This is a genomic window from Chloroflexota bacterium, from assembly GCA_016197225.1.
Taxonomy (GTDB): domain Bacteria; phylum Chloroflexota; class Anaerolineae; order Anaerolineales; family VGOW01; genus VGOW01.
In genome coordinates, this window is record JACPWC010000057.1 from 83,146 (window position 1) to 108,674 (window position 25,529).

At 59.0% G+C, this 25,529-nt stretch carries 27 protein-coding genes and 1 riboswitch; of the genes, 5 read left to right on the forward strand and 22 right to left on the reverse strand.

Annotated features, from left to right (window positions below):
- Window positions 1-13: 13 nt before the first annotated feature.
- The 3 genes from rocF to HYZ49_09995 form a co-directional block, all read right to left on the reverse strand.
- On the reverse strand, window positions 14-907 hold the full coding sequence (gene rocF / locus HYZ49_09985) for an arginase (GenBank protein MBI3242608.1): 894 nt from the start codon (window positions 905-907) through the stop codon (window positions 14-16).
- An 86-nt stretch (window positions 908-993) separates the two neighbouring features.
- The gene (locus tag HYZ49_09990) at window positions 994-1,788 is read right to left on the reverse strand and encodes a hypothetical protein (protein ID MBI3242609.1); all 795 of its coding nucleotides are present in this window, start codon (window positions 1,786-1,788) and stop codon (window positions 994-996) included.
- Between the two features lie 39 nt (window positions 1,789-1,827).
- A complete protein-coding gene (locus HYZ49_09995; protein ID MBI3242610.1) occupies window positions 1,828-2,721 on the reverse strand; it encodes an isoaspartyl peptidase/L-asparaginase in 894 nt (297 codons plus the stop codon).
- An 80-nt stretch (window positions 2,722-2,801) separates the two neighbouring features.
- Here HYZ49_09995 and HYZ49_10000 point away from each other — a divergent pair, with 80 nt between their 5' ends.
- From HYZ49_10000 to rpsU, 3 genes are all read left to right on the forward strand, one after another.
- Window positions 2,802-4,442 (forward strand): methylcrotonoyl-CoA carboxylase, encoded by a 1,641-nt coding sequence (locus HYZ49_10000; protein ID MBI3242611.1) that lies wholly within the window; start codon window positions 2,802-2,804, stop codon window positions 4,440-4,442.
- A gap of 11 nt (window positions 4,443-4,453) precedes the next feature.
- Entirely contained in the window at window positions 4,454-6,241 is a 1,788-nt protein-coding gene (accC, locus tag HYZ49_10005) for an acetyl-CoA carboxylase biotin carboxylase subunit (protein MBI3242612.1), read from the forward strand.
- Between the two features lie 65 nt (window positions 6,242-6,306).
- A complete protein-coding gene (gene rpsU, locus HYZ49_10010) occupies window positions 6,307-6,507 on the forward strand; it encodes a 30S ribosomal protein S21 (protein ID MBI3242613.1) in 201 nt (66 codons plus the stop codon).
- 58 nt (window positions 6,508-6,565) lie between these two features.
- Here the strand turns inward: rpsU and HYZ49_10015 are convergent, their stop codons facing one another.
- From HYZ49_10015 to HYZ49_10095, 17 genes are all read right to left on the reverse strand, one after another.
- Window positions 6,566-7,402, reverse strand: coding sequence for a CoA ester lyase (locus HYZ49_10015; protein MBI3242614.1), 837 nt, complete (start codon window positions 7,400-7,402; stop codon window positions 6,566-6,568).
- A complete protein-coding gene (locus HYZ49_10020; GenBank protein ID MBI3242615.1) occupies window positions 7,399-7,776 on the reverse strand; it encodes a DUF5615 family PIN-like protein in 378 nt (125 codons plus the stop codon). Before HYZ49_10020 ends, HYZ49_10015 begins: the two co-directional genes overlap by 4 nt.
- Window positions 7,773-8,195, reverse strand: coding sequence for a DUF433 domain-containing protein (locus tag HYZ49_10025; protein ID MBI3242616.1), 423 nt, complete (start codon window positions 8,193-8,195; stop codon window positions 7,773-7,775). Before HYZ49_10025 ends, HYZ49_10020 begins: the two co-directional genes overlap by 4 nt.
- A gap of 8 nt (window positions 8,196-8,203) precedes the next feature.
- The gene (locus tag HYZ49_10030) at window positions 8,204-8,659 is read right to left on the reverse strand and encodes a MaoC family dehydratase (GenBank protein ID MBI3242617.1); all 456 of its coding nucleotides are present in this window, start codon (window positions 8,657-8,659) and stop codon (window positions 8,204-8,206) included.
- 62 nt (window positions 8,660-8,721) lie between these two features.
- Window positions 8,722-10,047, reverse strand: a complete 1,326-nt coding sequence (locus HYZ49_10035; GenBank protein MBI3242618.1) for a GTPase — start codon at window positions 10,045-10,047, stop codon at window positions 8,722-8,724.
- Window positions 10,048-10,064: 17 nt separating this feature from the next.
- Window positions 10,065-10,811 carry a twin-arginine translocase subunit TatC gene (tatC, locus tag HYZ49_10040; protein ID MBI3242619.1) on the reverse strand — a complete coding sequence of 249 codons (747 nt, stop codon included), beginning with the start codon at window positions 10,809-10,811 and terminating at the stop codon, window positions 10,065-10,067.
- A 2-nt stretch (window positions 10,812-10,813) separates the two neighbouring features.
- A complete protein-coding gene (locus HYZ49_10045) occupies window positions 10,814-11,269 on the reverse strand; it encodes a twin-arginine translocase TatA/TatE family subunit (GenBank protein ID MBI3242620.1) in 456 nt (151 codons plus the stop codon).
- 4 nt (window positions 11,270-11,273) lie between these two features.
- Window positions 11,274-11,717, reverse strand: a complete 444-nt coding sequence (gene nusB / locus HYZ49_10050) for a transcription antitermination factor NusB (GenBank protein MBI3242621.1) — start codon at window positions 11,715-11,717, stop codon at window positions 11,274-11,276.
- Between the two features lie 12 nt (window positions 11,718-11,729).
- Complete coding sequence (locus HYZ49_10055) at window positions 11,730-12,074, reverse strand: Asp23/Gls24 family envelope stress response protein (protein MBI3242622.1); 345 nt, start codon at window positions 12,072-12,074, stop codon at window positions 11,730-11,732.
- Between the two features lie 16 nt (window positions 12,075-12,090).
- A complete protein-coding gene (fabG, locus tag HYZ49_10060) occupies window positions 12,091-12,837 on the reverse strand; it encodes a 3-oxoacyl-[acyl-carrier-protein] reductase (GenBank protein MBI3242623.1) in 747 nt (248 codons plus the stop codon).
- Window positions 12,838-13,071: 234 nt separating this feature from the next.
- Window positions 13,072-13,443 carry a hypothetical protein gene (locus HYZ49_10065; GenBank protein MBI3242624.1) on the reverse strand — a complete coding sequence of 124 codons (372 nt, stop codon included), beginning with the start codon at window positions 13,441-13,443 and terminating at the stop codon, window positions 13,072-13,074.
- A gap of 3 nt (window positions 13,444-13,446) precedes the next feature.
- On the reverse strand, window positions 13,447-14,052 hold the full coding sequence (locus HYZ49_10070; GenBank protein MBI3242625.1) for a class I SAM-dependent methyltransferase: 606 nt from the start codon (window positions 14,050-14,052) through the stop codon (window positions 13,447-13,449).
- Between the two features lie 70 nt (window positions 14,053-14,122).
- A complete protein-coding gene (locus HYZ49_10075; protein ID MBI3242626.1) occupies window positions 14,123-15,115 on the reverse strand; it encodes a hypothetical protein in 993 nt (330 codons plus the stop codon).
- A 10-nt stretch (window positions 15,116-15,125) separates the two neighbouring features.
- Window positions 15,126-16,358 carry a hypothetical protein gene (locus HYZ49_10080; protein MBI3242627.1) on the reverse strand — a complete coding sequence of 411 codons (1,233 nt, stop codon included), beginning with the start codon at window positions 16,356-16,358 and terminating at the stop codon, window positions 15,126-15,128.
- Between the two features lie 19 nt (window positions 16,359-16,377).
- Complete coding sequence (locus HYZ49_10085) at window positions 16,378-16,794, reverse strand: hypothetical protein (GenBank protein MBI3242628.1); 417 nt, start codon at window positions 16,792-16,794, stop codon at window positions 16,378-16,380.
- A 74-nt stretch (window positions 16,795-16,868) separates the two neighbouring features.
- The gene (locus tag HYZ49_10090; protein ID MBI3242629.1) at window positions 16,869-17,765 is read right to left on the reverse strand and encodes a c-type cytochrome; all 897 of its coding nucleotides are present in this window, start codon (window positions 17,763-17,765) and stop codon (window positions 16,869-16,871) included.
- Window positions 17,762-18,076 carry a hypothetical protein gene (locus HYZ49_10095; GenBank protein MBI3242630.1) on the reverse strand — a complete coding sequence of 105 codons (315 nt, stop codon included), beginning with the start codon at window positions 18,074-18,076 and terminating at the stop codon, window positions 17,762-17,764. Before HYZ49_10095 ends, HYZ49_10090 begins: the two co-directional genes overlap by 4 nt.
- 100 nt (window positions 18,077-18,176) lie before the next feature.
- On the opposite strand from HYZ49_10095, the gene HYZ49_10100 reads away from it, so the two are divergent.
- A complete protein-coding gene (locus tag HYZ49_10100) occupies window positions 18,177-21,149 on the forward strand; it encodes a tetratricopeptide repeat protein (protein ID MBI3242631.1) in 2,973 nt (990 codons plus the stop codon).
- Window positions 21,150-21,262: 113 nt separating this feature from the next.
- Here the strand turns inward: HYZ49_10100 and HYZ49_10105 are convergent, their stop codons facing one another.
- A complete protein-coding gene (locus HYZ49_10105; GenBank protein MBI3242632.1) occupies window positions 21,263-23,182 on the reverse strand; it encodes a flotillin family protein in 1,920 nt (639 codons plus the stop codon).
- A gap of 511 nt (window positions 23,183-23,693) precedes the next feature.
- Window positions 23,694-23,854, forward strand: a riboswitch (SAM riboswitch).
- 160 nt (window positions 23,855-24,014) lie between these two features.
- Here HYZ49_10105 and HYZ49_10110 point away from each other — a divergent pair.
- Window positions 24,015-25,229: a methionine adenosyltransferase gene (locus HYZ49_10110; GenBank protein MBI3242633.1), complete on the forward strand. Its 1,215-nt coding sequence runs from the start codon at window positions 24,015-24,017 to the stop codon at window positions 25,227-25,229.
- 71 nt (window positions 25,230-25,300) lie between these two features.
- Here the strand turns inward: HYZ49_10110 and HYZ49_10115 are convergent.
- Window positions 25,301-25,529, reverse strand: a 229-nt coding sequence (locus tag HYZ49_10115) for a hypothetical protein (GenBank protein ID MBI3242634.1), incomplete at its 5' end; no start/stop codon positions are given.

The following is a 25,529-nucleotide window of genomic DNA, read 5'->3' on the forward strand; positions in this document are numbered from 1 at the left end:
GCAGTAACCCCATCTAAAGTATACGTTGCCCAAAAAGGGACGTTGCCAACTCCACTCCAAGTTTAGCCGTCCGGTTGCGGTCATCCAGAACAGGGTTGACTTCGACGATGTCGAGCGAAGAAACTTTGCCAGAGTCGGAGAGGATTTCCATGAGCAAGTGGGCTTCGCGGTAGGTGAGGCCGCCAGGAACGGGCGTGCCAACGCCGGGCGCTTCGTTCGGGTCGAGAGAGTCCATATCGAGGCTGATGTGGAGTTTGTTCATCCGGCCCAGGCGTTCCAGCGCCTGGCGGGCCGCCGCCGCCATTCCCATTTCGTCAATGTCGCGCATGGTGATCACTAGAATACCTGACTCGCGCAAAGCGACCCGCTCCTGAGCATCAAGGTCGCGCGCGCCAATGATGACGGCCTCCGAGGGTTTGAGTTTTGCGCCGGGGCGGCCAATGTCGGTCAGTTCTGCCGGGCCGCGCCCCAACAACGCCGCCAGGGCCATGCCATGCACGTTGCCTGACGGGGTTATATCGGGCGTGTTGAAATCGCCGTGAGCATCTACCCAGATCACGCCCACATTTTCGCCATGCGTGTCCATCGCCGACACCGTGCCGATGCTGATCGAATGGTCGCCGCCGAGAAAGACGGCAGTCTCGTGCTGTTCGAGGCAGGCCAGAGCGTTGGCGTAAACGTCGCGGCACACGCTGGCGATGCTGTGCAAGTGGCGGGCGCGCGAGTTGTCGGGTGGCTCGTTTTCGGGCAAGGGCACGATGAGGTTGCCATTGTCGGTGATGGTGTGGCCGATCTTGCGAAGCTGATCGTTCAGTCCGGCATAGCGCAGGGCGCTGGGGCCCATGTCTACTCCGCGCCGCCGCTGGCCTAAATCCATAGGAACGCCGAAGATGCGGATGTTTCGCATGATGGGTAGTCAGGTGGTCGAGTGGTCAGGTAGTTTGGTGGTCATCGTGCATGAAGATTTGACTACTCGACTACAAGACAACGCGACTACTCGACTTTAGTCAGCCTTCCAATCAAGTTGTAGAAAATCAAAAAGTTCGGAATCTGAGGCACGCCGGCGGTGGCCCAGTTGAACCAGCCGCCTTCTTTTTTCACCGAGATCGTGCCTCGATGAATCTTGATTCCTTTGATCTCGTCCCAGCGCAGTGATTTGTTGCCAGAGTAGATGCCGTTGGGGTCAATGGCGAGCGGGCCAAAGGTAAGACGCTGGCCCTGTTGCAAAGCCTGGAGGTAGCGGGGGAAAAGGGCGGTGGCCGAGCCGCTGATGATGGCGTTGCCCAGGTCTTCAATCTTTTTGAATTTGTTGTCCAGCACGATCCGCTGTTTGTCTTTGGTCTGGACGGTGTAGAGGTAAGTGGTGCCGGTGTAGATGCCGTTGCGATAGTGTTTGGTGATGTTTTGCCAGACGGCGTCAATATTATCCCAGCGCACTTGTTTGAAGCCGTTGCGATCGTTGTAGGCAAAGCCGTTGTCGTAAAGCGCCGCCGCCAGCGGCCAGTTGCGCCAGGCGCTGTAGAGGCCGTAGAGGCCGAGCGGAACGGCAATGACGCCGCAAATCAGCGGAAGAATGAATCCGGAATCATCTACCTTGCTAATGCCATAGCGAGTGTAGGCGTTGTAAGCCATGAAGGCCGCGACCAGCAGGAGCACCGGCCCGGCGACGACAATCAGCCCACTGAAGATGACGTTGATCCAGCGGCCCGATTTTGCCGGGCTGTGATCGCTTTTGAACGCGCCCAGTCCGACGACGGAAGCAAAAGGTGAAGACGGATCAGGTTGCATTTGCGCCTCCTAATTCAATCTGCAATCTAAAATCCAAAATCAACACTCGGCCACAATTTGCCCGTCAGCCGTCACCCAGGCGCGAGCCAGGCGCGGGGTGTTGAAAGCGTGGCCGACCCGGCCTTGGGTGTCAATGACGATGATGCCGCCGAGTCCTTTCACGCGCTCGGCGAGTTGTTTGATGACGGCGTCGGCGGCTTGTTGGGCGGTGTGCCCGCTGGCGATCAAGTCGCAGGCGGCTTTGCTGATGACGATCTTCATGAGCGATTCGCCCCAGCCGGTGGCCGAGGCCGCGCCGCTGAAATCGTCGGCGTAAGCGCCGCTGCCGATGAGGGGGCTGTCGCCGACCCGGCCCGGGAGCTTGAAGGCGGTTCCCCCGGTGGATGTCGCCACTGCTAAATGGCCGTTCGCGTCGCGGGCGACGGCTCCCACCGTGTCGTGGGCAAATTCCACATCGGCCAAATCTTCGCCGGATTCTTGAATCTTCTGCCAGCGTTCCAGTTCGCGAGAGGTGATCAAATTCTCTTCGGGCCAGTCTGGCACGCCATGCCGCCGGGCGAAGGCCTCGGCGCCCGCGCCCACCAGCAGGTTATGCTTGCTTTTTTCCATCACCAGCCGGGCCAGGCTGACGGGGTTCTGCACCCGTTGCACGGCGGCAATTGCGCCGTTGTTGAGCGTCACGCCATCCATGATGATGGCGTCCATTTCGACGTAACCGGCGGCGTTGAGGCACGAGCCGCGCCCGGCGTCGAAGGCCGGGTCATCTTCGAGAACTTTCACCGCCGCTTCGACCGCGTCCAACGCCGAGCCGCCTTTTTGCAGAACTTCCCAGCCGGTTTGGGCCGCGACGCGGCAACCGTGAATGTAATCCGGCACTTCGGCGTCGGGGATGTTGCCTGCGCCGCCATGAACGATGAGGGAAGGGGTTATCATGGGTTTGGATTATACTCTGAGTGAACAATTGGCAAATCCCAATTCTCAACTCCCAAAATCCCAAATCCCAACTTCCAACAATGCCTGTCATCGAATCCCAACTCAACCCAAACGACGAACGCTTCAAAGAGAACGCCGAACACAACCGGGCGCTGGCCGAAGAATTGCGGACGCGGCTGGCGCAAGCCCGGCAGGGTGGCGGCGAGAAGTATCAGCGGCGGCACGAGGCGCAGGGCAAGTTGTTTGTGCGCGAGCGCATTGACAAACTGCTCGATCCCAATTCTCCATTTCTCGAATTCTCCCCATTGGCGGCCTGGCACATGTATCACAACGAAGCGCCGGGCGCGGGCCTCGTCACCGGCATTGGCCGCGTGAGCGGGCGCGAGTGCCTGATTGTGGCCAACGACGCGACGGTAAAAGGCGGCTCCTACCTGCCGATGACGGTGAAGAAGCATTTGCGGGCGCAGGAGATCGCGCAAGAGAATCGACTGCCGTGCATTTATCTGGTGGACTCTGGCGGCGCGTTTTTGCCATTGCAGGCCGAGGTCTTTCCCGACCACGATCACTTTGGCCGCATCTTCTACAACCAGGCGCGGATGAGCGCGCTGGGCATCCCGCAGATTGCGGCGGTGATGGGCAGTTGCACGGCAGGCGGGGCCTACGTTCCGGCGATGAGCGACGAGACAGTGATTGTTCAAGGGACGGGCACGATCTTTCTGGCCGGGCCGCCGCTGGTGAAGGCGGCGACGGGTGAAGAAGTGACCGCCGAGGAGTTGGGCGGCGCGTGGGTTCACACTCACAAGTCCGGCGTGGCCGACCATTTTGCCGAGGACGATGAGCAGGCGCTGGAGATGGTGAGAGAAATCGTTGCGACACTGGGAGACGAAGGACGAAGGACGATGGACGGTAGACAACAATCGTCGGTCGTCGGTCGTCCGTCGTCGGTGGAAGAACCGCTGTATCCTGCTGAGGAGTTGTATGGGATTATTCCAAAGTCGTTCCGCGAGTCTTATGATGCGCGGGAGGTGATTGCGCGGCTGGTGGACGGGAGCGAACTGCGCGAGTTCAAGGCCAACTACGGCACGACGCTGGTGACGGGCTTTGCCCGCATTGACGGTTTCCCCGTCGGCATCATTGCCAACAACGGGGTACTGTTCAGCGAGAGCGCCTTGAAGGGCGCGCACTTTGTCGAACTTTGCGCGGCGCGGGACATCCCGCTATTGTTTTTGCAGAACATCACCGGCTTCATGGTCGGGCGCGAATACGAGGCGGGCGGCATCGCCAAAGACGGGGCCAAGATGGTGCATGCCGTCGCCAACGCCCGCGTGCCCAAGTTTACAATCATCATCGGCGGCAGTTTTGGCGCGGGCAACTACGGCATGTGCGGGCGGGCCTACCAGCCGCGCTTCCTGTGGATGTGGCCCAACGCTCGCATCAGCGTGATGGGCGCTGAGCAGGCGGCCAACGTTCTACTGACGGTGAAGCAGGATCAACTGGCCCGCGAGGGCAAGCCGCCGATGTCGCCCGAAGAGGCAACCGCTTTCAAACAGCCCACGCTCGACAAGTACGAAGCCGAAGGCAGTCCCTATTACTCGACGGCGCGGCTTTGGGATGATGGGATTCTTGATCCGGTGGAGACGCGGCGTGCCCTGGGGTTGGCGATTGCGGCGGCTTACAATGCGCCGGTGGAGGAGACGAAGTATGGCGTGTTCAGAATGTGAGGAGGGAGAAGATGACGGATATTCAACCGATTGAATCATGCCTGAAGTTCTCTAAAATTCTCATCGCCAACCGCGGCGAAATCGCCGTCCGCATCATCCGCGCTTGCAGGGAAATGGACATTCGCACTGTTGCCGTTTACTCCGAAGCTGATGCCAACGCACTCCACACTCGGCTGGCCGACGAAGCTGTGCCCATCGGCCCGCCCGCGCCGCGCGAGTCCTACTTAAAAATTGATCGCCTGCTCGAAGCCGCCCGGAACACAAACGCCGACGCCATTCATCCGGGCTACGGCTTCCTGTCCGAGAACGCCGACTTCGCCGAGGCGGTTGCGGCGGCAGGCATTGTGTTCATTGGCCCGCCTGCCGAAGCCATTCGCAAAATGGGAAGCAAGACCGGAGCGCGAACCATGATGGAACAGGCTGGGGTGCCTGTGGCGTCGGGCTTCTCGCCGATGAACAATGAAATAATGAACAATGAACAATGGGCTGGAGCGGCAAAAAAGATTGGCTATCCGGTGCTGGTGAAGGCGGCGGCGGGCGGCGGCGGCAAAGGGATGCGGATCGTTCGCGCGCCGGATGAACTGGACGAGGCAGTGGCGGCGGCCCGGCGCGAGGCGGCCAATGCCTTTAGCGACGATAGCATCTTTCTCGAAAAGTACATTGAGAGTCCGCGCCACATTGAGTTTCAGGTGTTGGCCGACTCGTTCGGAGAGACCGTTCACTTGTTTGAGCGTGAGTGTTCCATTCAGCGTCGTCATCAGAAAATTATTGAAGAGACGCCGTCGCCGTTCCTCACAAGGGAAATAAGAGAAAAGATGGGAAATGCGGCGGTGGCGGCGGCCCGGGCCGTCGGCTATGCCAGCGTAGGCACGGTTGAGTTCATCGTTGAACCGTCCGGCAATTTCTACTTTTTGGAAATGAACACCCGCCTGCAAGTGGAGCACCCGATCACTGAAATGATGACCGGCGTGGATTTGGTGAAGGCCCAAATTCGAATCGCGGCGGGCGAGCGCCTCTGGTTCGGGCAACGTGATCTTTCGCAACGCGGCCACGCCATTGAGTGCCGGGTCTACGCCGAAGACCCGGCCAATAATTTTTTTCCGTCGGTCGGGAAGATCGAGGAGGCCATTGAACCAGTCCGCCCCGGCGTGCGCGTGGATGCCGGCGTGGCGGCGGGCGACGAGGTCTCGATCCACTACGATCCGATGATCGCCAAAGTGATTGCCCACGCCGAGACTCGCGCCGACGCAATCCGCAAGATGGATGCGGCGCTGGCTGACTACAAGTTGACAGGCATCACCACCAATATTTCATTTTTGCGTGCCGTGCTGGCTCACCCGGCTTTTGGGCGGGGCGAGACGACGACGCATTTTATTGAAGAGCATTTGAGGGATTGGCAACCAGAGGCACAGGAGTCAGAAGTCAGGAGTCAGAAGCCAGAATTGAGAGCAATGGCGGCAGACCCCTGGGAACGCGCGGATGGTTTCAGGCTGGGGACGGGCGCGGCGGCAGGTAGTGGGCGGCAGGCGAGCGGGGGCGTGAAGCGAGAAGCGGCCAAACGACAAACGACACGGGCGGGCGGCCACGAGGCGCTGGAGGCGGCAATGCCGGGCCTGGTGCGAAACGTGCTGGTAAAAGAAGGCGATTTGGTGGAAAAAGGCCAGGCGCTGGTGCTGTTGGAGGCGATGAAGATGGAGATTCGGGTGGCCGCACCGCACGCCGGGAAGGTCGTCAAAGTGCTGGTTTCACCCGGCGAGACGGTTGACCGGGGCCAGCGGCTGATTGAACTCGGCCATTGACGAGAGTCGCCGGGCGGGGTATCATCTCGCCGCTTTGAAGTTCACGGCGAAGGAGGTGATTATTGATGACTGTTGTCAATTTACGACCGAATGAATCGCAGGACCAACTGCTCAAGCGCTTCAAGAAGAAAGTGATGAAGAGCGGGCTGTTGACTACTCTGCGCAACAAACGCTGGTTCGTTTCCAAGAGCGAGACTCGCCGCATGGAAAAGAAGAAAGCGATTCGCCGCCTGCGCCGCAAACGCCGCCCTTCGTTCGACGAATAGAAACATGGCCCCTCGTTTGAGGGGCCATGTTTTTTAACTTGCAGTAGGCGTCTTGCTATTAGTGGTTGATCCCCGCCCGCGCCAGCACGTTGTGGGCGGCGCGAATGACGGGCATGTCTACCATGCGGCCCTCGAAGGCGAAAGCGCCCGCGCCTTTGGCCTGATGCTCTTCGTGAGCCTGCACCAGCCGCCGGGCGCGCTCCACTTCCTCAGGCGAGGGGCAGAAGGCTTCGAGGATGGGCGCGATCTGCTTGGGGTGAATGGCGAGTTTGCCGCTGTAGCCAAGCTCGACGATGGCGCGAGTCTCGTCGCGCAGCCAGGCCTCATTTTGCAAATTGACGAACGGCGTATCAATTGCCTGCAGGTCGAAGGCGGCGGCGTACGCGGCGATGGCGCTTCGGGCGTAGAGCAGGTTGGCGCTATCGCGGTCGCGGGTTCTCGCGCCGCCCACGCTGGCAGTGTAGTCGTCGGCCCCAAAACACAAGGCGGCTACACCGGGCACGGCGGCGATTTCCTTCAAGTTGATCAGCCCTTTGGCGGTTTCGATCATCAGCAACAGCGGCAGGTCGGTTTGGCGGTGAAGCCAGTCTATTTGTTCAGCCGACTCGGCTTTGGGGAGCATGATGGCTTCGGGGCGGGCGGGGAGGGCGATGGTCAAATCGTCGGCTTCCAGCCCGGAGCCGATTGGGTTGATGCGGACGACTCTTTCGACGGAGCCAAAGTCCAACTCGGTCAGGGCGGCGGCGATGACAACGCGGGCTTCGGCCTTGCGGTTGAGAGCCACGCCGTCTTCCAGGTCCATGATGACCGAGTCGGGTTGGGCGGCAATGCCCTTTTCAATTTTGCGGCGGTCGTCGCCAGGCATGAAGAGGAGGGCGCGGCGGAGGCGGGTCATTCGCGGAACTGCTGGAGGTAAACTACTGCGTTATAAAGTTCATCGGCGGTTAGTTTGTCCAAGAGGGTCAATGTCCAGTGAAGCAGAATGGCGTATTGATCCAATGACAACTCCGGCGAGATAATAACACCCCAATGATCTTGTCCGCTTTCGATCCGTTCGTCTGCGGCGAGCTTGAACCTGTGATCAAAAGTCAGCACCGCCATTTGGTGTTCTGCGGCGTAAGCCAGATGAACTGAGTCGTCCCAGTTGAAATGTCGCAAAGCCTGCGCGCTTTCTGCCTGATAACCCTTTTCCCTCAAGTCTTCTGCAAGCTTGGCTGATATATGCTCGTCGGTGTATAGCGCAATAAACAAACGCAGGCCGTCGCTCATTTGGCGCTAGCTTTCAGCCTTTCATTCTTGCGTTTATTTCCGTTGTGGGAAGGGCTATGTTTTTTAGGCTCTTGCCGCAAGATATAGAAGCCGCTCTTATCCAACTTGAAACCCATTTTCTCCAAATTGTTGGGGGCGGCTCGTTGCTCGGCCAGCTCTTTGTTGATTTCATCCGAGTGGTCAAGATAATAGCTAATCGCGTCATGAACCCAGGCGGCTCTGAGGTGCGGGTAATGATGCAAAATATCGTTCACGCTATTCCCTGCCCGATGAAATCGCGCGATCAACCAGACAGGGATTCCTGTTCCGCGAATGTGCGGACTGCCTGACCGATTATTTGGCGGATTTTGCACAATATGTGGGTGCTCGGTCGGAGTGTCCTTTTGGCGTTTAGATCGGGTTCGAGTTACCGTCTTCATGTTGCCAATTATACCCCCGGCCTTCTGAGAAACATCACAGTCCGTTCCACTTCCACTACCACTGTCCCATCCTGCTTGCGCCCGATATGCTTTAGGCGGATGATGCCTCGATCCGGTTTGGAGGCCGACTCGCGCTTCTCCAACACATCGGTTTCGACGTAGATCGTGTCGCCGTGAAAGACAGGGTTGGGGTGGACGACGCGCTCGTAGCCCAGGTTGGCGACGATGGTGCCCTCGGTCAGGTCGGGCACAGTGAGGCCGATGACCAGGCCAAAGGTATAGATGCCGTTGACAATGCGCTGGCCGAATTGAGTTTTGGCGGCGAAGTCCTCGTTGAGGTGCAGAGGCTGGGTGTTCATCGTCAGGGCGCAGAACAGCACGTTGTCGGCCTCGGTGACGGTGCGCCCCAGGCTATGTTGGATGTGGTCGCCCACGTTCAGGTCGTCGAAGTATTTGCCGGGCATAAGAGAACGAAGGACGATAGACGAAAGACGACGGATGGTCGTCATTTGTCATTCGTCATTTGTCATTTCTTCTCCCCAAACTTCGCCGTCAACAACTCCGTCAGCGTCGGCTGGCCGATCTCTTGCAGTTCGTAACGCACGCGCTGAGCCGGCTTGTCGAACTTGATCAGGCGGCTGAGGTCAATTGGGGTGGCGACAACGACCACGTCTGCCGGAGTGTTGTTGATCGTCTGCCGCAGTTCTTCGGTCTGCTTCGCGCCGTAGCCCATCGCCGGCAGCACCGCGCCGGTCGTTGGATACTTTTTGTAAGTGGCGATGATACTGCCGACGGCATACGGTTTCGGATCAATAATCTCCGCCGCCCCGAAACGTTTGGCCGCCACCACGCCGGCCCCGTAAGCCATCTCGCCGTGAGTGAGGGTGGGGCCGTCTTCGACCACCAGCACCCGCTTGCCGCGAATGGCCTCCGGGTCGTCCACAAAGATCGGGGAAGCCGCCTCGACGATAGCGGCTTTGGGATTCAGGCCGCGCAGACTCTCGCGCACACTCATCACCGCGCTGGAGTCCGCCGTGTCCACTTTGTTGATCACCAGCGCATCGGCCAGCCGCACGTTGGCCTCGCCTGGGTGATAGCTGGACTCGTGGCCGGGGCGGTGCGGGTCGGCCACCACAATGTGATAATCGCTGACGTAAAACGGCAGGTCGTTGTTGCCGCCGTCCCACAACACAATGTCCACTTCCTTCTCGGCCTCGCGCACAATCTTCTCGTAGTCCACCCCGGCGAACACCACCACGCCCCGATCAATGTGCGGCTCGTACTCTTCGCGCTCTTCGATGGTGCAGTTGTATTCTTCGAGATCGTCGTATTCGGCAAAACGTTGGACGTTCTGGGCGATGAGGTTGCCGTAAGGCATAGGGTGGCGAATGGCGGCCACGTTGTAGCCCAGCCCGCGCAAAATGCTGGCCACGTGGCGCGAGGTCTGGCTCTTGCCCGCGCCGGTTCGCACCGCGCCGATGGAAACGACGGGCTTGGTGGATTTGACCTGCGTGTGCCGCAGGCCGAGCAGGCTGAAATCGGCGCCGGCGGCCAACACCTGAGAAGCCTTGTGCATCACATAGTTGTGCGAAATGTCGCTGTAGCTGAACACAACTTCGTCTACTTTCAGATCGGCGATCAGTTTGAGCAGTTCTTCTTCGCCATAAATGGGAATGCCTTTGGGATAGTTCGGCCCGGCCAGTTCAGGCGGGTAAGCCCGCCCGGCGATGTCGGGAATCTGGGTGGCAGTGAAGGCTACCACTTCCACTTGATCGTTCTGGCGATAATACGTGTTGAAATTGTGGAAGTCGCGCCCGGCGGCTCCCATGATCAAAATGCGTTTTTTGGACATAGGTCTCCTGGAATTTTCTACCGGCTCTGGCGAGCGCGATAGGTGATGGCGGTGAGGAGGATGCTGAGGAAGTACAGGGCGATGAGCGGCCCCATGACCAGCATCATGTTGAAGGGGTCAACTGTGGGCGTGATGGCGGCGGCGATGATGGCGATGGCGACGATGGCAATTCGCCAGGCTCTGAGCAAAATTCGCGGGCTGACGATACCCAATCTTCCCAGAAAGGCAAACACCAATGGCATCTCGAACGAGATGCCGACCCACAGCGTGAGCGAGAGCACGAACGGCACGAAGCGTTCAGCCGTCCATCCGATCTGAAACAGCTCAACGCCAAAGTTAGCCAGAAAGTCTATGGCCGCTGGAATCATAATGAACCAGGCGAAGCTTGCGCCGATCAGAAATAGAATGAGCGCGCCCGGAATGATAAAGAAGCGAAGCAGATTCGCTAGCCGTTTCTCCTGTTGCGTTTCAAAGGCGGGAATGGCAAAGCCAATTAACTGGTAAATGACAAATGGCGAAGCGGCGGCAGACCCCAGAGTCAAGCCCACCCGGATCAAGGTTGAAATGCCCTCGGTCGGGCTGAGAATTTGCAGTTTTTCACCGTAAGGTTCGATCAAGAACTTCAGCACCGGTTCGGCGAAGAGCAGACCGGCTGTGCAAAAGACCAGCAGGATGATGGCCGCATTGCGAATGGTGATAGCTAAGTCTTCGAGATGCTCCAGGAAGCTGGTTGCTTCCTTGCGTGCTCTGGTTCGTGTTGCCATAGTTAACTTTTGGGCTTGCTCACCCAGGCTGAATAGGACGGCTTGGGCGGAGCGGAGGTGGTCGACTCGGGCGCGGCCTCAGGCTTGGATTCGTCGGCGGTTGAGGCGGCGGATGTTGACGGGGTAACCGTCGTGGGTTGGGGGGACGGCGTTTGCCCCGAACCATTCGGCGGCAACGGGGAAGCGATGGTGAAATTTTCCTGAAGCGACTGCACACTCTTCGTCACTTCGTCTTTGAGCGCGTCAAGCTCTTTCACCAGGCCGCCCGAGTCGTCCTCGATCTCGTCAAGCTGGTCTTTGATCTCCGCCGAGGCCTTTTGCCACATCTGATTCAGAATTCGCAAATACTCGCCCGCCTTGCGCGAGAGAATGATCATCTGCCTGGGGCCGAGCACCACCAGCGCGATGACGGCGATCATCAGCAATTCCCAGAGGCCAATCCCAAAAAATTGATCCATGCGTTTACCCGACCTGTTTGGCTGATATTTCGTTGACGAGTTGATTCTCTTTGGCCGCCAGCGCCCCCAGCACCCCGTTGATAAACCTGGAGGCCGAGTCGCTGCCATAGTCCTTTGCCAGTTCCACTGCCTCATTGATGGCAACCTTGATCGGGTTCGTGCGGCTCACGGCAAATTCCCAGATCGCCATCCGCAGAATGTTGCGGTCTATGATCGCCATCTGGTCGAGCGGCCACTCCGGCGCGTGCCGGTGGATGAGGCTGTCCAGTTCGGCGGCATTGCGCAAGACGCCGTCAATCATCTGGCGGGCGAAGACTTCCACGTCAACGTTGACAGGCGTGTCTTCCAGGCGGGAGCGGATCACATCCTCAACCGGGTGAGTTGTGCAATCCACTTCGTAAAGAACTTGCAACGCTAAACTGCGCGCCTTGCGGCGATCCTTCATCATGGCCGGAAAGCGCTACTCGGCGAACTCCACATTCTCTATGTGAACATTGACGGTGCGGGCTGTCATGCCCACCATCTCCGACATGGCCCGGGCCACCTCGCTTTGCACTTTCTCGCTCACCGCCCGGGCGTTGGCGTCGCCGGTGATGACGATATGCAGGTCGGCGGCCAGGTCGTGATTGAACACCTGAATGCGGACGCCGTCGGCGGCGCCGCGTTTGAAGTAGCGATCAATGCCGCCCGGCACGGGGGCCATGTGAGCCACGCCCGGCACACCCAGGGTGGCGAGTTTGGCGATCGTGATCAGCACCTCAGGCGCGATCACGATTTTACTGTCGTAAGAAGCTTCTTGTCCCATATTCTAACTCTCTGCTCTAACTCATCGCCATCCCGCCGTCCACGTTCAGCGTTTGGCCGGTGATGTAGCCCGCCTCGTCGGAGGCAAAAAAGGCGACGGCGTGCGCGACTTCCTCCGCCGCGCCCCAGCGTCCTAACGGGATCACCTTCATCGTTTCGCTCTTCAACTCATCCGACAATGACGACGTGAGATCGGTGGGGATGAAACCGGGCGCTACGGCGTTGACGGTGATGTTGCGGGCCGACACTTCGCGGGCCAGGGCCTTGGTGAAACCGATCAGCCCGGCTTTTGAGGCCGAGTAATTGGTCTGCCCGCCGTTGCCCATCACTCCCGACACCGACGAGATGTTGATAATGCGGCCATTGCGCTGGCGCATCATCGTCTTCACGGCGGCCTTGGAGCAGTTAAAGGCGCTCTTCAAGTTGGTGCGGATCACCACATCCCAATCATCTTCAGACATCATCGCCAGCAAAGTGTCGCGGGTCGTCCCGGCGTTGTTGACAAGGATGTCGAGCCGGCCAAATGCGTCGGTGGCGGCTTTGATCAGCGCGGCGGCGGCCTTGGCGTCGGTCACATCGGCCTGAACGGCAACCGCCTCGCCGCCGGAGGCCTTGATCGTGTTCACGGCCTCTTCCGCGCCCTCAACGCTCTTGGAATAATTGACCACAACTTTTGCCCCGCGCTTGCCAAGCTCAACGGCAATGGCTTTGCCAATGCCGCGCGAGGCGCCGGTGACTACGGCGACTTTACCTTGAAGAGTCATACAGGCTCCTGGTGAACATAGTTTGCGGAGGTGATTATACCGCGAACGATGTAACCCCGGATTACACAATGCCTTCTGCTACAGGACTTTCCCAAAGTCGCTTGGCGATTGGAAATCGCGGCAATACAAGGCAAAGTCCACCTTCGTGGACTGCGGTTTTAGCCGACGCAGGTCGGCTTCGCCTTATGTTGGTGCACGCTTCGCATCAACTTTGTTATTATATGGCCGACGGGTTTATTGTGCAGTGGCCCGTTTTTGTTTGAAGATCATCCACGCAAATACTGCCAGGCTCATCGTCCAGGCAACATGCACGAGATAATGTTCGGCTGACTGCTCCGGCTTCCACGGCCAGAATGCCAGCGGCAACACCGAGGCCAGGCCGCCGCCGGTGAGCGCCAACATCACAAACGCAAGGAGTGTTATTCGGGCGGCACGGGCCAGACGCGGCCATCGCCGCCAGACGAATAACAAAGCTCCGGCCAGAATGAAGAACGGGATGGTGTTTTGGATCGAGGGCGCGCCAAATTCCGCCACATCGTGCAAGGCCGTGCCGCCAACTGCAATGACGTATCCTGCCATTAGCCGGCTAAAAGTGTTTGGTGACATGGGTTAATTCTTTCGAAGTTTTGTCATCAAATACACCGCCTCGCCGCCGATGAAGCCGGAGGAGAAGACGCGCTCGGCGAGTTTCTCGATGGTGAAATGTGGGCCGAAGTCGGCTTCCACTTCGCCGGGCGACATGGGTTGCATCCCGAACCCGCGATAGAGCGGCCGCTCCCACCAGCGCAAGGGCCATTGATGGACGTAGATCAGGAAGCGGCTGTGAGCGTGGGTCAGTAGCAGGACGTTGCGGAGATATGCCCGCCGGTGGGGCAAGCTCAAGTCGTCGTACACGCCCCAATCCACCAGGAAATCGAATGGGCCGTGCACGCGCTGTAAATGCGTCAGGTCGTCTTCAATCCAGTTGACCGTGACGCCCGCGTCCGCGCCGCGCCGTTGGCAGAGGGCAATAGCGGCTGGTGAGTAGTCCGTCCCGGTTACGTCGAAACCGTGTTGGGCCAGGAAGATGGCGTTGCTTGCCGTGCCGCAGCCGAGGTCAATGGCCTTGCAGGGTTGGATGCGCCCACTCTCCACCACTTCCACTAGTTCCTTGCGCGGGCCGATGTCCCACGGGGCGCGGAAACGGCCATAGACGAGTTCGTAAAACCATTTCATTTCTCCACACTCCCTTCAGTTCCTTCGAGTTGCCGTCCAACGGTCGGGTTCATCCGCGTTGCGCCCTGTATCATAATGACGCTTCTATGATTTTCATTGGCGATGGAGTGGGAATGACCCGGTTCAGTTTCAAGCCCGCTTTTTGCAACAGCAGACTGAATTCGCTCTCCGTTCTTTCCTTGCCATTCATCAATACCTGCATGTGCAAGTCGTAGAACGCCCCCGCAAAATCCGTTGGGGAGGCGATGACCCTCTCAACGATGAGCAGGCGCGAAGATGGCTGCATGGCTTGCCGGCAATGGTTTAGGATGACCTGACATTTCTCGTCGCTCCAATCATGAAGCACGGTCTTCATCAGCAACACCTCGGCGGCAGGCACGCGCTCAAAGAAATTTCCAGCTTGAATTTCCACGCGCCCGGCCAGGTCGGCGAGCACATGCTCTTTCACCACGTTCTCCTGGTCGTAGAGGATGCCGCGCAGGCGCGGGTTGGCAGTCAGGATGCCCTTGAGCAGGATGCCTTGCCCGCCGCCGATGTCGCAGACTGTCCCGAACGGGGTGAAGTCGTAAGCCTCGGCGATGGCGCGGGCGGCCAGGGTGGTCAGGATGGTCTGCCACTGGTTGAAGGGCGCGCCGTATTCGGGGTGCTGGTCGAGGTACTCGAAGAAGCTCGCGCCCATCACTGGCTCGAACGCATTCTCCCCGGTGGCCAGGGTATGAGAGAAATTGTTCCAGGCACTCTGCCAGGGCTTACTGCCTATCAATATCAAGCCCATGTAGATACTGCCGGGCACATCCTTGAGCAGCAACCGGCCCACGTCGGTCAGGGCGTATTGTTCCCCTTCCTGAGTCACTACATCATTCACTGCGGCAAAGCGCAGGGTGCGGTAGAGCACGTCGGCGTTCAGATTGCAAGCCTGCGCCAGTTCCGGCAAGCGCCTGGGTTGTTCGCGCAATTGCTCGATCACCCCAGCCTTGACCAGGGCATGAAGCACGGTGGTGGTGGCAAACCCTAAACCGATTTGCCAAATGCGAAGTTGAGGAGGTACTTGTATTTGATTCATGGTTATTCCTTTATGAGGCCTCCGCTTTTGCCGTCATCGTCCTCGGCGCGGTTTGCAGGCGAAGCGTGTAAGTGACGATGGCGATTAAGATCGCCGCGCCCATGATGGGCGAGAACACTTCTTTGATGATGGCCGATTTCTGGGCCAGCCCGACGACGAAGCCCACCACGCCGACGTTCATCCCCCAGAAGAGCGCGTGATCGGCCCACGGCCAGAAGGAGCGCCGCTCGCTCGTCGCCTCGGACACCAGCCCGAACAGCCCGTTGGTCATCACGCCGATGAACATGGCGTGATCCATTGCGAAGATCAGCCACGAGGGAATCAGCGCGAAGTCCGGCGGGTCGCCGTATGCGCCGCTGACGAAGTTGACGATCAGATACGTGATCAGCCCGACGTTGGCGACGAGGAAGACGGCGCTAATGGCGTAGTGCCGCTCCGGGCCGCCCGCCAGCCACGGGGCGGCCAGCATCTTCGGCCCCAGCCGCACCAGGTAGATGATGACGCCGATGACCTGAAGCGGGATGTACATTCCGATGACCATCTGGTTGTTGGTCAGCGCGCCGGCCGTGAGCACCAGTCCGCCGATGAAAGGCAGGGCCACCTGCGCCCACCCGGCCTTGCTGGCCGGTTTCCCCGCCGACTCCGGGGCCAGCCGCCACTCGCTGAGGGCCATGCCGGCCAGCACCAGATAGCCCACCACCATCGTCGTCGGATGGGTGACGAAGATTCCGCGAGGCAGGGATTGCAGGCCGCCTTTGAGCCAGATGCCCAGCATCACCCCCAGCACCGAGCCGATGGTCAGCGTGGTGGCGGCGGCGAACATGCCCAGGCGCGGCGTGCTGAGAGTCGCGCCCCGCATCTGAACCACGATCCACACGTAGAAGCCCACGATGGCGGCCAGCGTCAGGCTTCCACCGGCCAGCCGCAAGTCCAGATTGCCGGTGTAGAAAGCGTAAGCGTAGAAGGCGATGGACACGGCGGCGGCGACTCCCAGCCAGCGCGGCGCGGCGGCCCGCCATCCAGTGACGGCTTGCCCGTCGGAAAAAATCCACAGGCAGGCGGCGATGAAGCCGAGCGTGATCCAACCCAGCGTCCCGGCGTGGACGTGGGCCATGAGCATTTTGCGATCAAAGTCAACGACATCGAGGCCGTTGAGGATGCCGACGCCGACGGTGAAGGTGAAGATCAACAGCCCGGCTTGCAGGAGGAGTTTGATCTCATTGCGGAATTGAGTTGTGGACATCTTGTGCCTCCCAAGACCCTTAGGGTTTGCTTGCTGTCTGTGCGCCCTGCCGCCGAAGCGCCATTGCCAGCGCCACGCCCGCCAGCAGGCCGAGAATCAGATTCGACAAGTTGGCGATATTGACGGCGAAATTGGAGCACCAGCCGGGGCAGTAGAAGAATAGCGTGCCGACGGAAATACCAAGCCAGAACAGCGCGTTGAGTGCGAAGGTCACAATCAGGCCGCCGCGATTGCCGCCCGAGGCAGAATACATGGCATAAGCCCATGCCGCGAGAAAGGCCGTGTAGACCAACGTGAATGTCACGAGCGAACTGCCGGCTGTGGCGTTTGAATAAAAGCCTTGTGTGGCGTCAATCAGCGCCCGCCACAATTGGCTGAGCCAGGCCAAGGCGGCGAGCGCCAAAGCGCCGTTGAGGGATGTGAACCAGGTTTTCATGAGAGTTCTCCTTTCGTCTAAACATTTCGCAGACCTCACAGGTCTGCTTCGCAAGACCTGTGAGGTCTACGCCGCTACTTCGTCGCCGTCTCCAACTTGGGCAGAGATTGCAAGTACAGCCAGACGGTTTTCAGTTCATCATCCGTCATCTTGCCCAGCCCTTTCCACGGCATGGCGTCGCCGAGTTGGCGGCCGCCGGGCGTGACGCCCTCACGCAGGGCTTTGAAGAAATCGGCCTCCGACCAGCCGACGAGTTCGCCGCCGGGCGTGAGGTTGGGCGCAAAGGGGGCGCCCGGTTCGGAAGGTTGCGCGCCGTTGAGTTGCGGGCCGTGGCAACTGGGACAGCCATTCGCGTTGGACAGATACTCGCCGTAGTCCACCGTCACCCCGACCGGCGGCGCGGGCGGGCGCACGTCGTGCTGAATCGTCTCGGCATAGAGCAGGTTGCCAAACGCGCCGAGGGAATACAGCACTTTGGCGAACGGCGCTAACGACCGTGGGCGAGTTTCGCGATCTACCGGCGGAACGGATTTCACGTAGGCGATGACGCCGCCCAGGTCTGCATCGCTGAGGTAGTAGTAATCGCTGGACGGCATGATGAAGACCGACGTGCCATCATGCTTGATCCCGTGCCGGATCGCCCGTACCCAGTTGGCGTCGGTGTTCGCGCCGCCGAGGCCGCCCTTGCCCGCCGTGAGGTTTGGCGCGTCCACGTAGCCAAGCGACGGATCATCAAAGAACGGGCCGCCGCCCAAATCTTCGCCATGGCAGGTCTGGCAGTGCATTTCAGCCCAGTGTTTGCCGATTGCCAGACTGGCCGCGTCGGTGGGAACAGTGACTGGCTCGGGTGTAATGTCGTAGGTTTTGTTGAACCGGAATTCGGCGCTGAGGTACAACCCGGCCAGCGCCAGAACAATGAGGCCGACGAGCGCGCCCACCACAATGCCGATCCATTTGAGTATTTTCTTCATGGTAGTCTTCCTTTGGTTTTTTTGTTTTTATCTTCCGCGCTATGGCTCTCGGCTTCCTGCGGAATTTGAATCCATCGTTCGAGAAAAGCGACGAGTTCATCAAGATTTTTGAATCCAATACGTTCCTCCTTCTGCGAGTCCTGCAAACTGAACCGCCACGCCGCGTGCTGTCCCTCCGCGTCGCGCTCCTCCCACACCAGCAAAACAAAGTGGTGATAACGGGGCGGGCGCGCTTGTAAAAATTCAGGCATAGGCTCTGGCAGTCCGTTCATGAATGTGTTATTCTTGCGCCCATTGTATAAAGCCATCATTTAGAAATCATTTATATTCAGACTCTAAGGGTCTCCTTCCCAAACGCAACAACTCCTTTTGCGGGAAAAACCTTTAGAGTCCTGGCACAACTGGAGAGCGGTGGCAGGACTTAAAATTCATCTCCTCGGCGGATTGCAGATCTCGCGCGCCGACGCCCCCATCACCGATTTCATCTCCAACAAGGTTCCAGCCTTGCTGGCCTATCTCGCCGTCACGCACCGTGCACACTCGCGCGATAAACTGGCGTCCCTGTTGTGGGGCGAGATGTCCGAAGCCGACGCGAAAAACAACCTGCGGCAAGCCCTCGCCAACTTGCGCCGCGTCGCCGATGACCACCTGACCGTCACCCGCGACTCTGTCGAATTTTCCGGGGACGGCTTTCTGGACTCTGCCCAATTTGAATCTGACGTAAAATCTGCTTCTTCTTTAGGCCCCGAGCCTGCTTCTGTTATCCTGATAGAGTCCCTGCGCCTCTACCGCGGCGACTTTCTCGAAGGCTTCCACGTCCGCGACGCGCCCGACTTCGAAGACTGGATGCTCACTGAGCGCGCCCGTCTGCGTGAACTTGCGCTCGAGGCCTTGCACACGCTGACCCACTTCCACACTTCGCTCGGCAACTTCGCCGAGGCCATGGCCACCGCCTCGCGCCTGCTGACCTTCGACCCCTGGCGCGAGGAAGCGCACCGCCAACTCATGTTGTTGCAAGCGCGCACCGGCCAATTCAGCGCGGCGCTTGCCCAATATGAGACTTGCAAAAAGATTCTGGAAAAGGAACTCGGCGTCCAACCCTCACTCGAAACGACCGCCCTGTACGAAAGAATCCGCGCCGCGCGGCAATCGGCGCGACACAACCTCCCCGCTCTCACAACCGAATTCATCGGACGCGAAAAAGAACTCGGAAACCTGCGTCAACGCTTGGCCGACCCACAATGCCGTCTTGTCACGGTGACGGGCCTGGGCGGCTGTGGCAAAACGCGCCTGGCGCAGGAAACCGCGCGCGCCTGCGCCGACATGTTCATCAACGGCGCTTGGTTCGCCCCGCTGGCGGCTGTAGAGGCGGAGGGGATTGTCCCTGCGGTAGGGAATGTGTTCAACTTCCCCTTTTCAACGGGTGACCACAAGAAGCAACTGCTCAACTTCCTTCGACAAAAAGAACTCTTGCTCGTGCTGGACAACTTCGAGCATTTGCTGGAGTCGTCCGCGCTGCTCTCCGATATTTTGAAAACCGCGCCGGAGGTAAAACTCCTCGTCACCTCGCGTGAACGGCTGGACATTGATGGCGAGTGGGTGGTGGAACTCTCAGGGCTGGATGTCGGCTCATCGAGCGCGGCCCAACTCTTCGCCCAGAGCGCGAAGCGGGCGGGGGCGGAAATCCGGTTTAGTGAGCAGGACCAGGCCGCCATCGCTGAAATCTGCCAAATGGTCGGCGGTCTCCCGCTTGGAATTGAAATTGCCGCCGGGCGGATCCGTTCGATGGACTACGCGTCAATCGCCGATGAAATCCGCAAGGGTTTGGATTTTCTCGCGTCCACGCGCCGGGACGTGCCAGAGCGCCAGCGCAGTTTGCGGGCGGTGTTTGAATCGTCGTGGGAGAAATTATCGGAGGCGGAACAAAAAGCATTCGCGGCCTTGTCCGTTTTTCGCGGTGGGTTCACGCGCGAGGCGGCGGAGCAAGTGGCGGGCGCGGTCATCGCGTCGCTGGTGGATAAATCGCTTGTGCAAAGAAACGACGCGCGTTTTGAATTGCATGAAGTAATGCGGCAATTTGCGGAAGAAAAATTGAGCGCCAGGAAAAAACTGGCGCAACAGGCGCGGGCCGCGCACGCGTCCTATTTTGCAGAATGGGCGAAGAAATACGGAACGGCTGACGAGCGCGACTCGTTTCCGGCGATGCACCGCGAATTGGAAAACGTGCGCGCCGCGTGGAATTGGGCGAGCGAACAAGCCGATGTGGCCGCGCTGGCCAGCCTGGCGCCGTTCACCAAACGCTATCTGGACTTGCAAGGACGCTATCGCGAAGGCATTGAGATATTTCAGCGCGCGCTCGCCGGACTCGGCGCGCCTGCCAATGTGGACGATCTGCCGCTCGACGAGCGCGGGCATTTGATTGCGCGCCTGCTGATGTACAAAGCCATTTTGATTGCGGACGCCGGCGAACCCGATGCGTCATTTCAATCGTTGAAATCCTGTCTCGATTATTTTCGCCGGACGGAGGAAGATGCTCAGCTTGCCACCTGTTTGAATGGGCTGGGGAATGCGTGCCGTTTTCTCGGGCAGGAGGCAGAGGCCGTTGATTACTATCGGGAGGAATTGGAGCTGGCCCGTTCGATGGGGAACAGGAACGAGGAAGGCATGGCGCTGAACAACCTCGCGCTTTCCATTAATACCCTGGGGCGATTTGAAGAGGCTGAACGCCTGCACCGGGAATGTCTCGCCCTGCGACGCGAGTTGAATGATTACTCGGGGTTATCGTCCAGCCTGATTAATTTGAGCGTCGTCTTATTTGACCAACACCGATCGGACGAAGCAAAGCCGTTGCTTTACGAAGCGATAGAAATTTCCCGCCAGTTGAACCAAACCCGCCAACAGGCCGCCGCGCTTGGCAACCTGGGCGGCATCTTGTTGGAAGAAGGCCGGCACGAAGAGGCATTAAGATTATTCCTGCAAGGATTGGAAATCCACCGCAACACCGGCTATCGTTTTGGCATGGCGATTGCGTTGGATAACGTCGGCACGGCGCACTATCGTCTGGGCAACGAACAGGACGCGCTCTATTATTTGAAACAGTCCCTCCGCGAAGCGCGCGACATCCGCTCCGACCTCGTCGCGCTGGATGCGCTGGTGTCCATTGCTGGTTTGCGAGCCAGAAACAGGGATAAGGAAAGCGCGCTGGAATTATTTGGCCTCATCCGCCATCATCCAAAAGCTGATCCTGAAACGGTGCATAACGTCGAGAAACTGTTGCCGCAGGTTGTGGAAGGGATGAGCGCGGATGCCGCCCGCGCGGCGGAGGAGCGAGGCAAGACGCGTGAACTGGCAGACGTGGTCGCCGCGATCCTCTCGGCCTATTGATGCCTTCGTACAGGATGGCAAATCGTTAAAGTGGGGAGGGCAGGCGGCCAGCCTGCCCTCCCTCGATTCTCTGTTCGTGGAACGAAAGTGAGGGGTAGGGTGGGTGACTCGTCTCAACTGTTTGGTTGAGGAGCCGACCCGCCGCTGGCCCCGTTGCCATTCATTTGGCTTCGCAAGATCATCCCCAGCAAGGCATCGGTCATGCTCGCCCCGCTGGCGCCCGCGCCGTTAACGATCAGGTCAGGGATGATACGCACCCTCTGATCGCCGATGATCTGCATGAGTTGGATGGCGGTGTAGCCTTGCGGGCCGAGGGCCTGCATACCGGCGCGATACGCTTCGGCCTTGGCCATACCAATAGCGCGGATGCCTTCGGCCTCGCCCAGGCCGCGTAGTTTGATAGCCTCGGCTTCGCCCGCGCCGCGCAGGCGGATGACTTCGGCCTCACCGTTAGCACGCTTGATCACTGCCTTCGACTCAATGTCGGCGATGTTCACGCCCTGCTCGGCCTTGACCATGTTCTGCTGGATGTCGGCCAGCGACGTTTCGCGCACAAGTTGCTGGCGCTGGGTTTGGGCCGCCTGTTGTACTTCGTAAGTCTTCCTCTGCTCCTCGGCGATCTTCCGGTCAGTCTGCGTCTGCATCAATTCAGCCGGCGGGGTGATGTCGCCAATGAGGGTGTCTATGGCCTGCACATCGTAGGTTTGCAAAGCCTTGTAGATGTGCGAGGCGGCCTCGTGCTGACGCTCACTGCGGTTGCTCAAAAAGTCCAACACTGTGTACGCTTGCGCGGAGTTGCGGAAGTAGTTGCCGACGATCGGTTGTAAAACGTGATCCACCAGATTTTGCATCGAGCCGACGCGCGAGATCACCTTGGGAGCGTCGGGCGCGCCGACGTGGATGATTTGAGCCACGTCGAGGTTGAACGAGAAGCCGTCTTTGGAGCGCACGGTGATGGATGAGAGTCGAGCGTCGTAGCTGTGCGCTTCAGTGCGGGCCGCCCAGTTGAGGACGATATTGGTAGTGGGCACCAGTTCAGTCTTCATTACCCGGGTGTTGATGGGGTGTTTGCCGGGGTAGAGCGGCGTTACCCACACGCCCTTGTGGCCGGTGTTTACCAGGTCGCCATGTTTGAATTCGGCGCCGCTCACGTCTTCGTGAGCTTTGCCGACGTAGGAGATGACGACGCCCACATAACCGATCGGGATTTCGGTCATCGGCGACTGTTCCACCACCACAAACCAGGGGTTGAGGTTCCACGAGCCGGACAGTAGAACCTGTTCCTGCAAACCACGGCGGCCACCCCGTTCAATAAAGTGCTGGGCGCTCTGGAAGTTGTCGTGGCCGGGCACGATCACGCCGGCGATCTCGCCTTCGTCAATGGGCTTGCCGTCGAGCGTGGTTACAATGCCCACCTTGTCGGGCTGAACCGAGTAGACGAGCAGTTGCCTCGGCGTCATGCCGTGCTTCTCGGCGTTGGCGGCTGTGATGACCGTGAAGAGGGCGGTGTTGATGCGATAGGTGCCAGTGGTGAGGAGGCCAAGTTGACGACCTTTCTCGCCGCCATTCAACAGAAACTTGCGCGCGTTCTGGAAGTTGTCACACTCCACCAGCTTGCCCAGGATGTGTTCGGGCGGGATGGGTGAGCCGTCGTTGGCGACGAGAAGCGCGATCTCGCCCTGAGGGATGGTGATGACTTGAGCTTTGGTGATAGTGTATTGCCAGAACCAATAGCCGAAGTGCCAACCAGGAGCCAGCGTGTCGGCCTGGTAGCCGGCCTCGCCATTGAGGGCCACGAGTCGGCCAGCAGATAACGACTTGGTGCTGAACTTCTTAATGACGATGCCTACCTGTCGCTCGCCAATAATTACCAGCCCAACTGTGGCCGCCACCAACAGAAGACCCAGAGCGGCTACCCCCAATGCTGACAGCCAACTTAAGGCCGTTCCCAGCCCCAAAGCCGGGCCGAGCCAGGGCATAACGATGCCAATGAACAGCAAAAATATACCAAGCAACAAAAAGAAACTTTCCATGTTGTCCTCCTAAATTGATAAGGTGTGCCGCGCTGTTGCGCTGGCACGCGTCAAGGCATGCGCCAGAGTGTGGCGCAGTATTTCGCTTCATGCTTGCGGCGATTCAAACCGCCTTTCCTCATCAAGCCAGACAGCACAAAACAACCTCCGCCGCTATTTGGAACGACGAGGCTGGCAGGCTGTTTGGATGCCGATGAAGAGTTGAAGGGGAAAGGGTTAGGTGGGGAGCATGTTAGCGCCTTTTCGAGACGCACTGCTTTGACGAATGCCGATCATAACAGTCGGCCTATATTGGTTCCGCGTCTGAACCGTGAAGCATCTTAGCACTTAAGGGCATTACAATCTTGACCGGAATTCGACGATCACCTGACGACGATGTTTCAATGTATCAAAGAGCCGCCAGGCGATTTTGGAAACACTTTGCGTCTCCTTGAACGGACAAAAAGCGCCGTTGACAAGCCTTTTTGGGCGTGATAACATGCCGCCGAAAGTTCAATAGCCTACACGGCAACTCTTATCCAGAGAGGCGGAGGGACCAGCCCGATGAAGCCTCGGCAACCGTCTGGATGTTAGAGGTTAGAGGTTAGAAATTGGAGAACTTCCAAAATCTAACATCCAACTTCCAACCTCCAAAATTGGTGCCAATTCCGGCAGGTATCTGGAAGATGAGAGGGAGCCACGAGTTAAATCGCCATGCCCCTTCTCCGCCAGAAGGGGCTTTTATTTACACGACGACTGACCGACGACGAAAGACGAGCGACAAGCCTTCGTCTTTCGCCTATCGTCCTCCGTCATTCACACAAGGAGAAATTTTACAATGAGCATTACCTTTATGAGTGAACCGAGCATTGTGTTCACTTCCGAGTCGGTCACCGAGGGCCACCCGGATAAACTTTGCGACCAGGTGAGCGATGCGGTGTTGGATGCCTGCCTGGAGCAAGACCCCATGAGCCGCGTGGCTTGCGAGACGGCGACCAAGACCGGCTTTGTTATGGTGCTGGGCGAGATCACCACCAGCGCCTTCGTCAACTTCGACGAACTCGTCCGCCGGGTCGTGCGCGAGATCGGCTACGACTCCAGCGACAAAGGCTTCGACGCCAACACTTGCGCCGTGCAGGTGGCTATTGCCAGCCAGAGTCCCGACATCGCCCTGGGCGTGGATCACGCGCTGGAAGAAAAAGCGGGCGAGATGACTGATGCCGAGATCGAAAAAGTCGGCGCGGGCGATCAGGGCATGATGTTCGGCTTTGCCTGCAATGAAACCGAGGCTCTGATGCCCATGCCAATCTACCTCGCCCACAACCTGTCGCGCCGCTTGGCAGAAGTGCGAAAGAATGGTGAACTGCCCTGGTTGCGGCCCGACGGCAAGACGCAGGTGACGGTTGAATATTCGCACGGCAAACCCAAACGTGTGGATACGGTGCTCATCAGCGCCCAGCACGCGCCGGAGATTGGGCAGGCTCAGATTCGCGATGCGATCATTGACGCTGTTATTAAGCCGGTGATCCCTCACGAGATGCTTAACGGCGCCTCGGAAAGCGGTATGAAAATCTACGTCAACCCCACCGGTCGTTTTGTCATTGGCGGGCCAATGGGCGACTCGGGCCTGACGGGGCGCAAGATCATCGTAGACACTTACGGCGGCATGGGCCGCCACGGCGGGGGAGCGTTCTCTGGCAAAGACCCGACGAAAGTGGATCGTTCGGCGGCTTACGCCGCGCGCTGGGTGGCCAAAAACATTGTGGCCGCCGGGTTGGCCGACCGCTGTGAGATTCAGGTGGCTTACGCCATCGGTATCGCTCATCCTTTGAGCGTCAACGTCGAAACTTTTGGCACTGGCAAACTGCCCGATCGCCAGATCGCCCAACTGGTTAATGAGCACTTTGACTTGCGGCCCGGCGCTATTATCCGTGACCTGAACCTGCGCCGCCCGATCTATCGCAAGACGGCGGCTTACGGCCACTTTGGCCGCACCGACATTGACGCGCCCTGGGAGAACACCGATAGGGCCGAAATGTTGAAGAAAGCAGTTGAGAAGCTGTCGTGAACTAACCCACAAAAAACTCCGCAGTATTTCAAGATACTGCGGAGTTTTGCATTAAAGATCGGCTTGGAACTTTAGCCGCCAACGGGCAAAGTAGGAGAAGAAGTAAGAGTAGGGGCCACAGGCGTATCTGTTGGCGGCGGGATAGGCGTGTCAGTAGGCGGCGGCACCGGCGTGTCGGTATCTGGTGGGATGGGCGTGTTAGTAGGCGGCACAGGGGTATCCGTATTTGTTGGTGGAATGGGCGTGTCGGTGGGGAGCGGCGTGGCGGTCGGCACGGGCGGGTGGGTGGTGGTGGGAGTT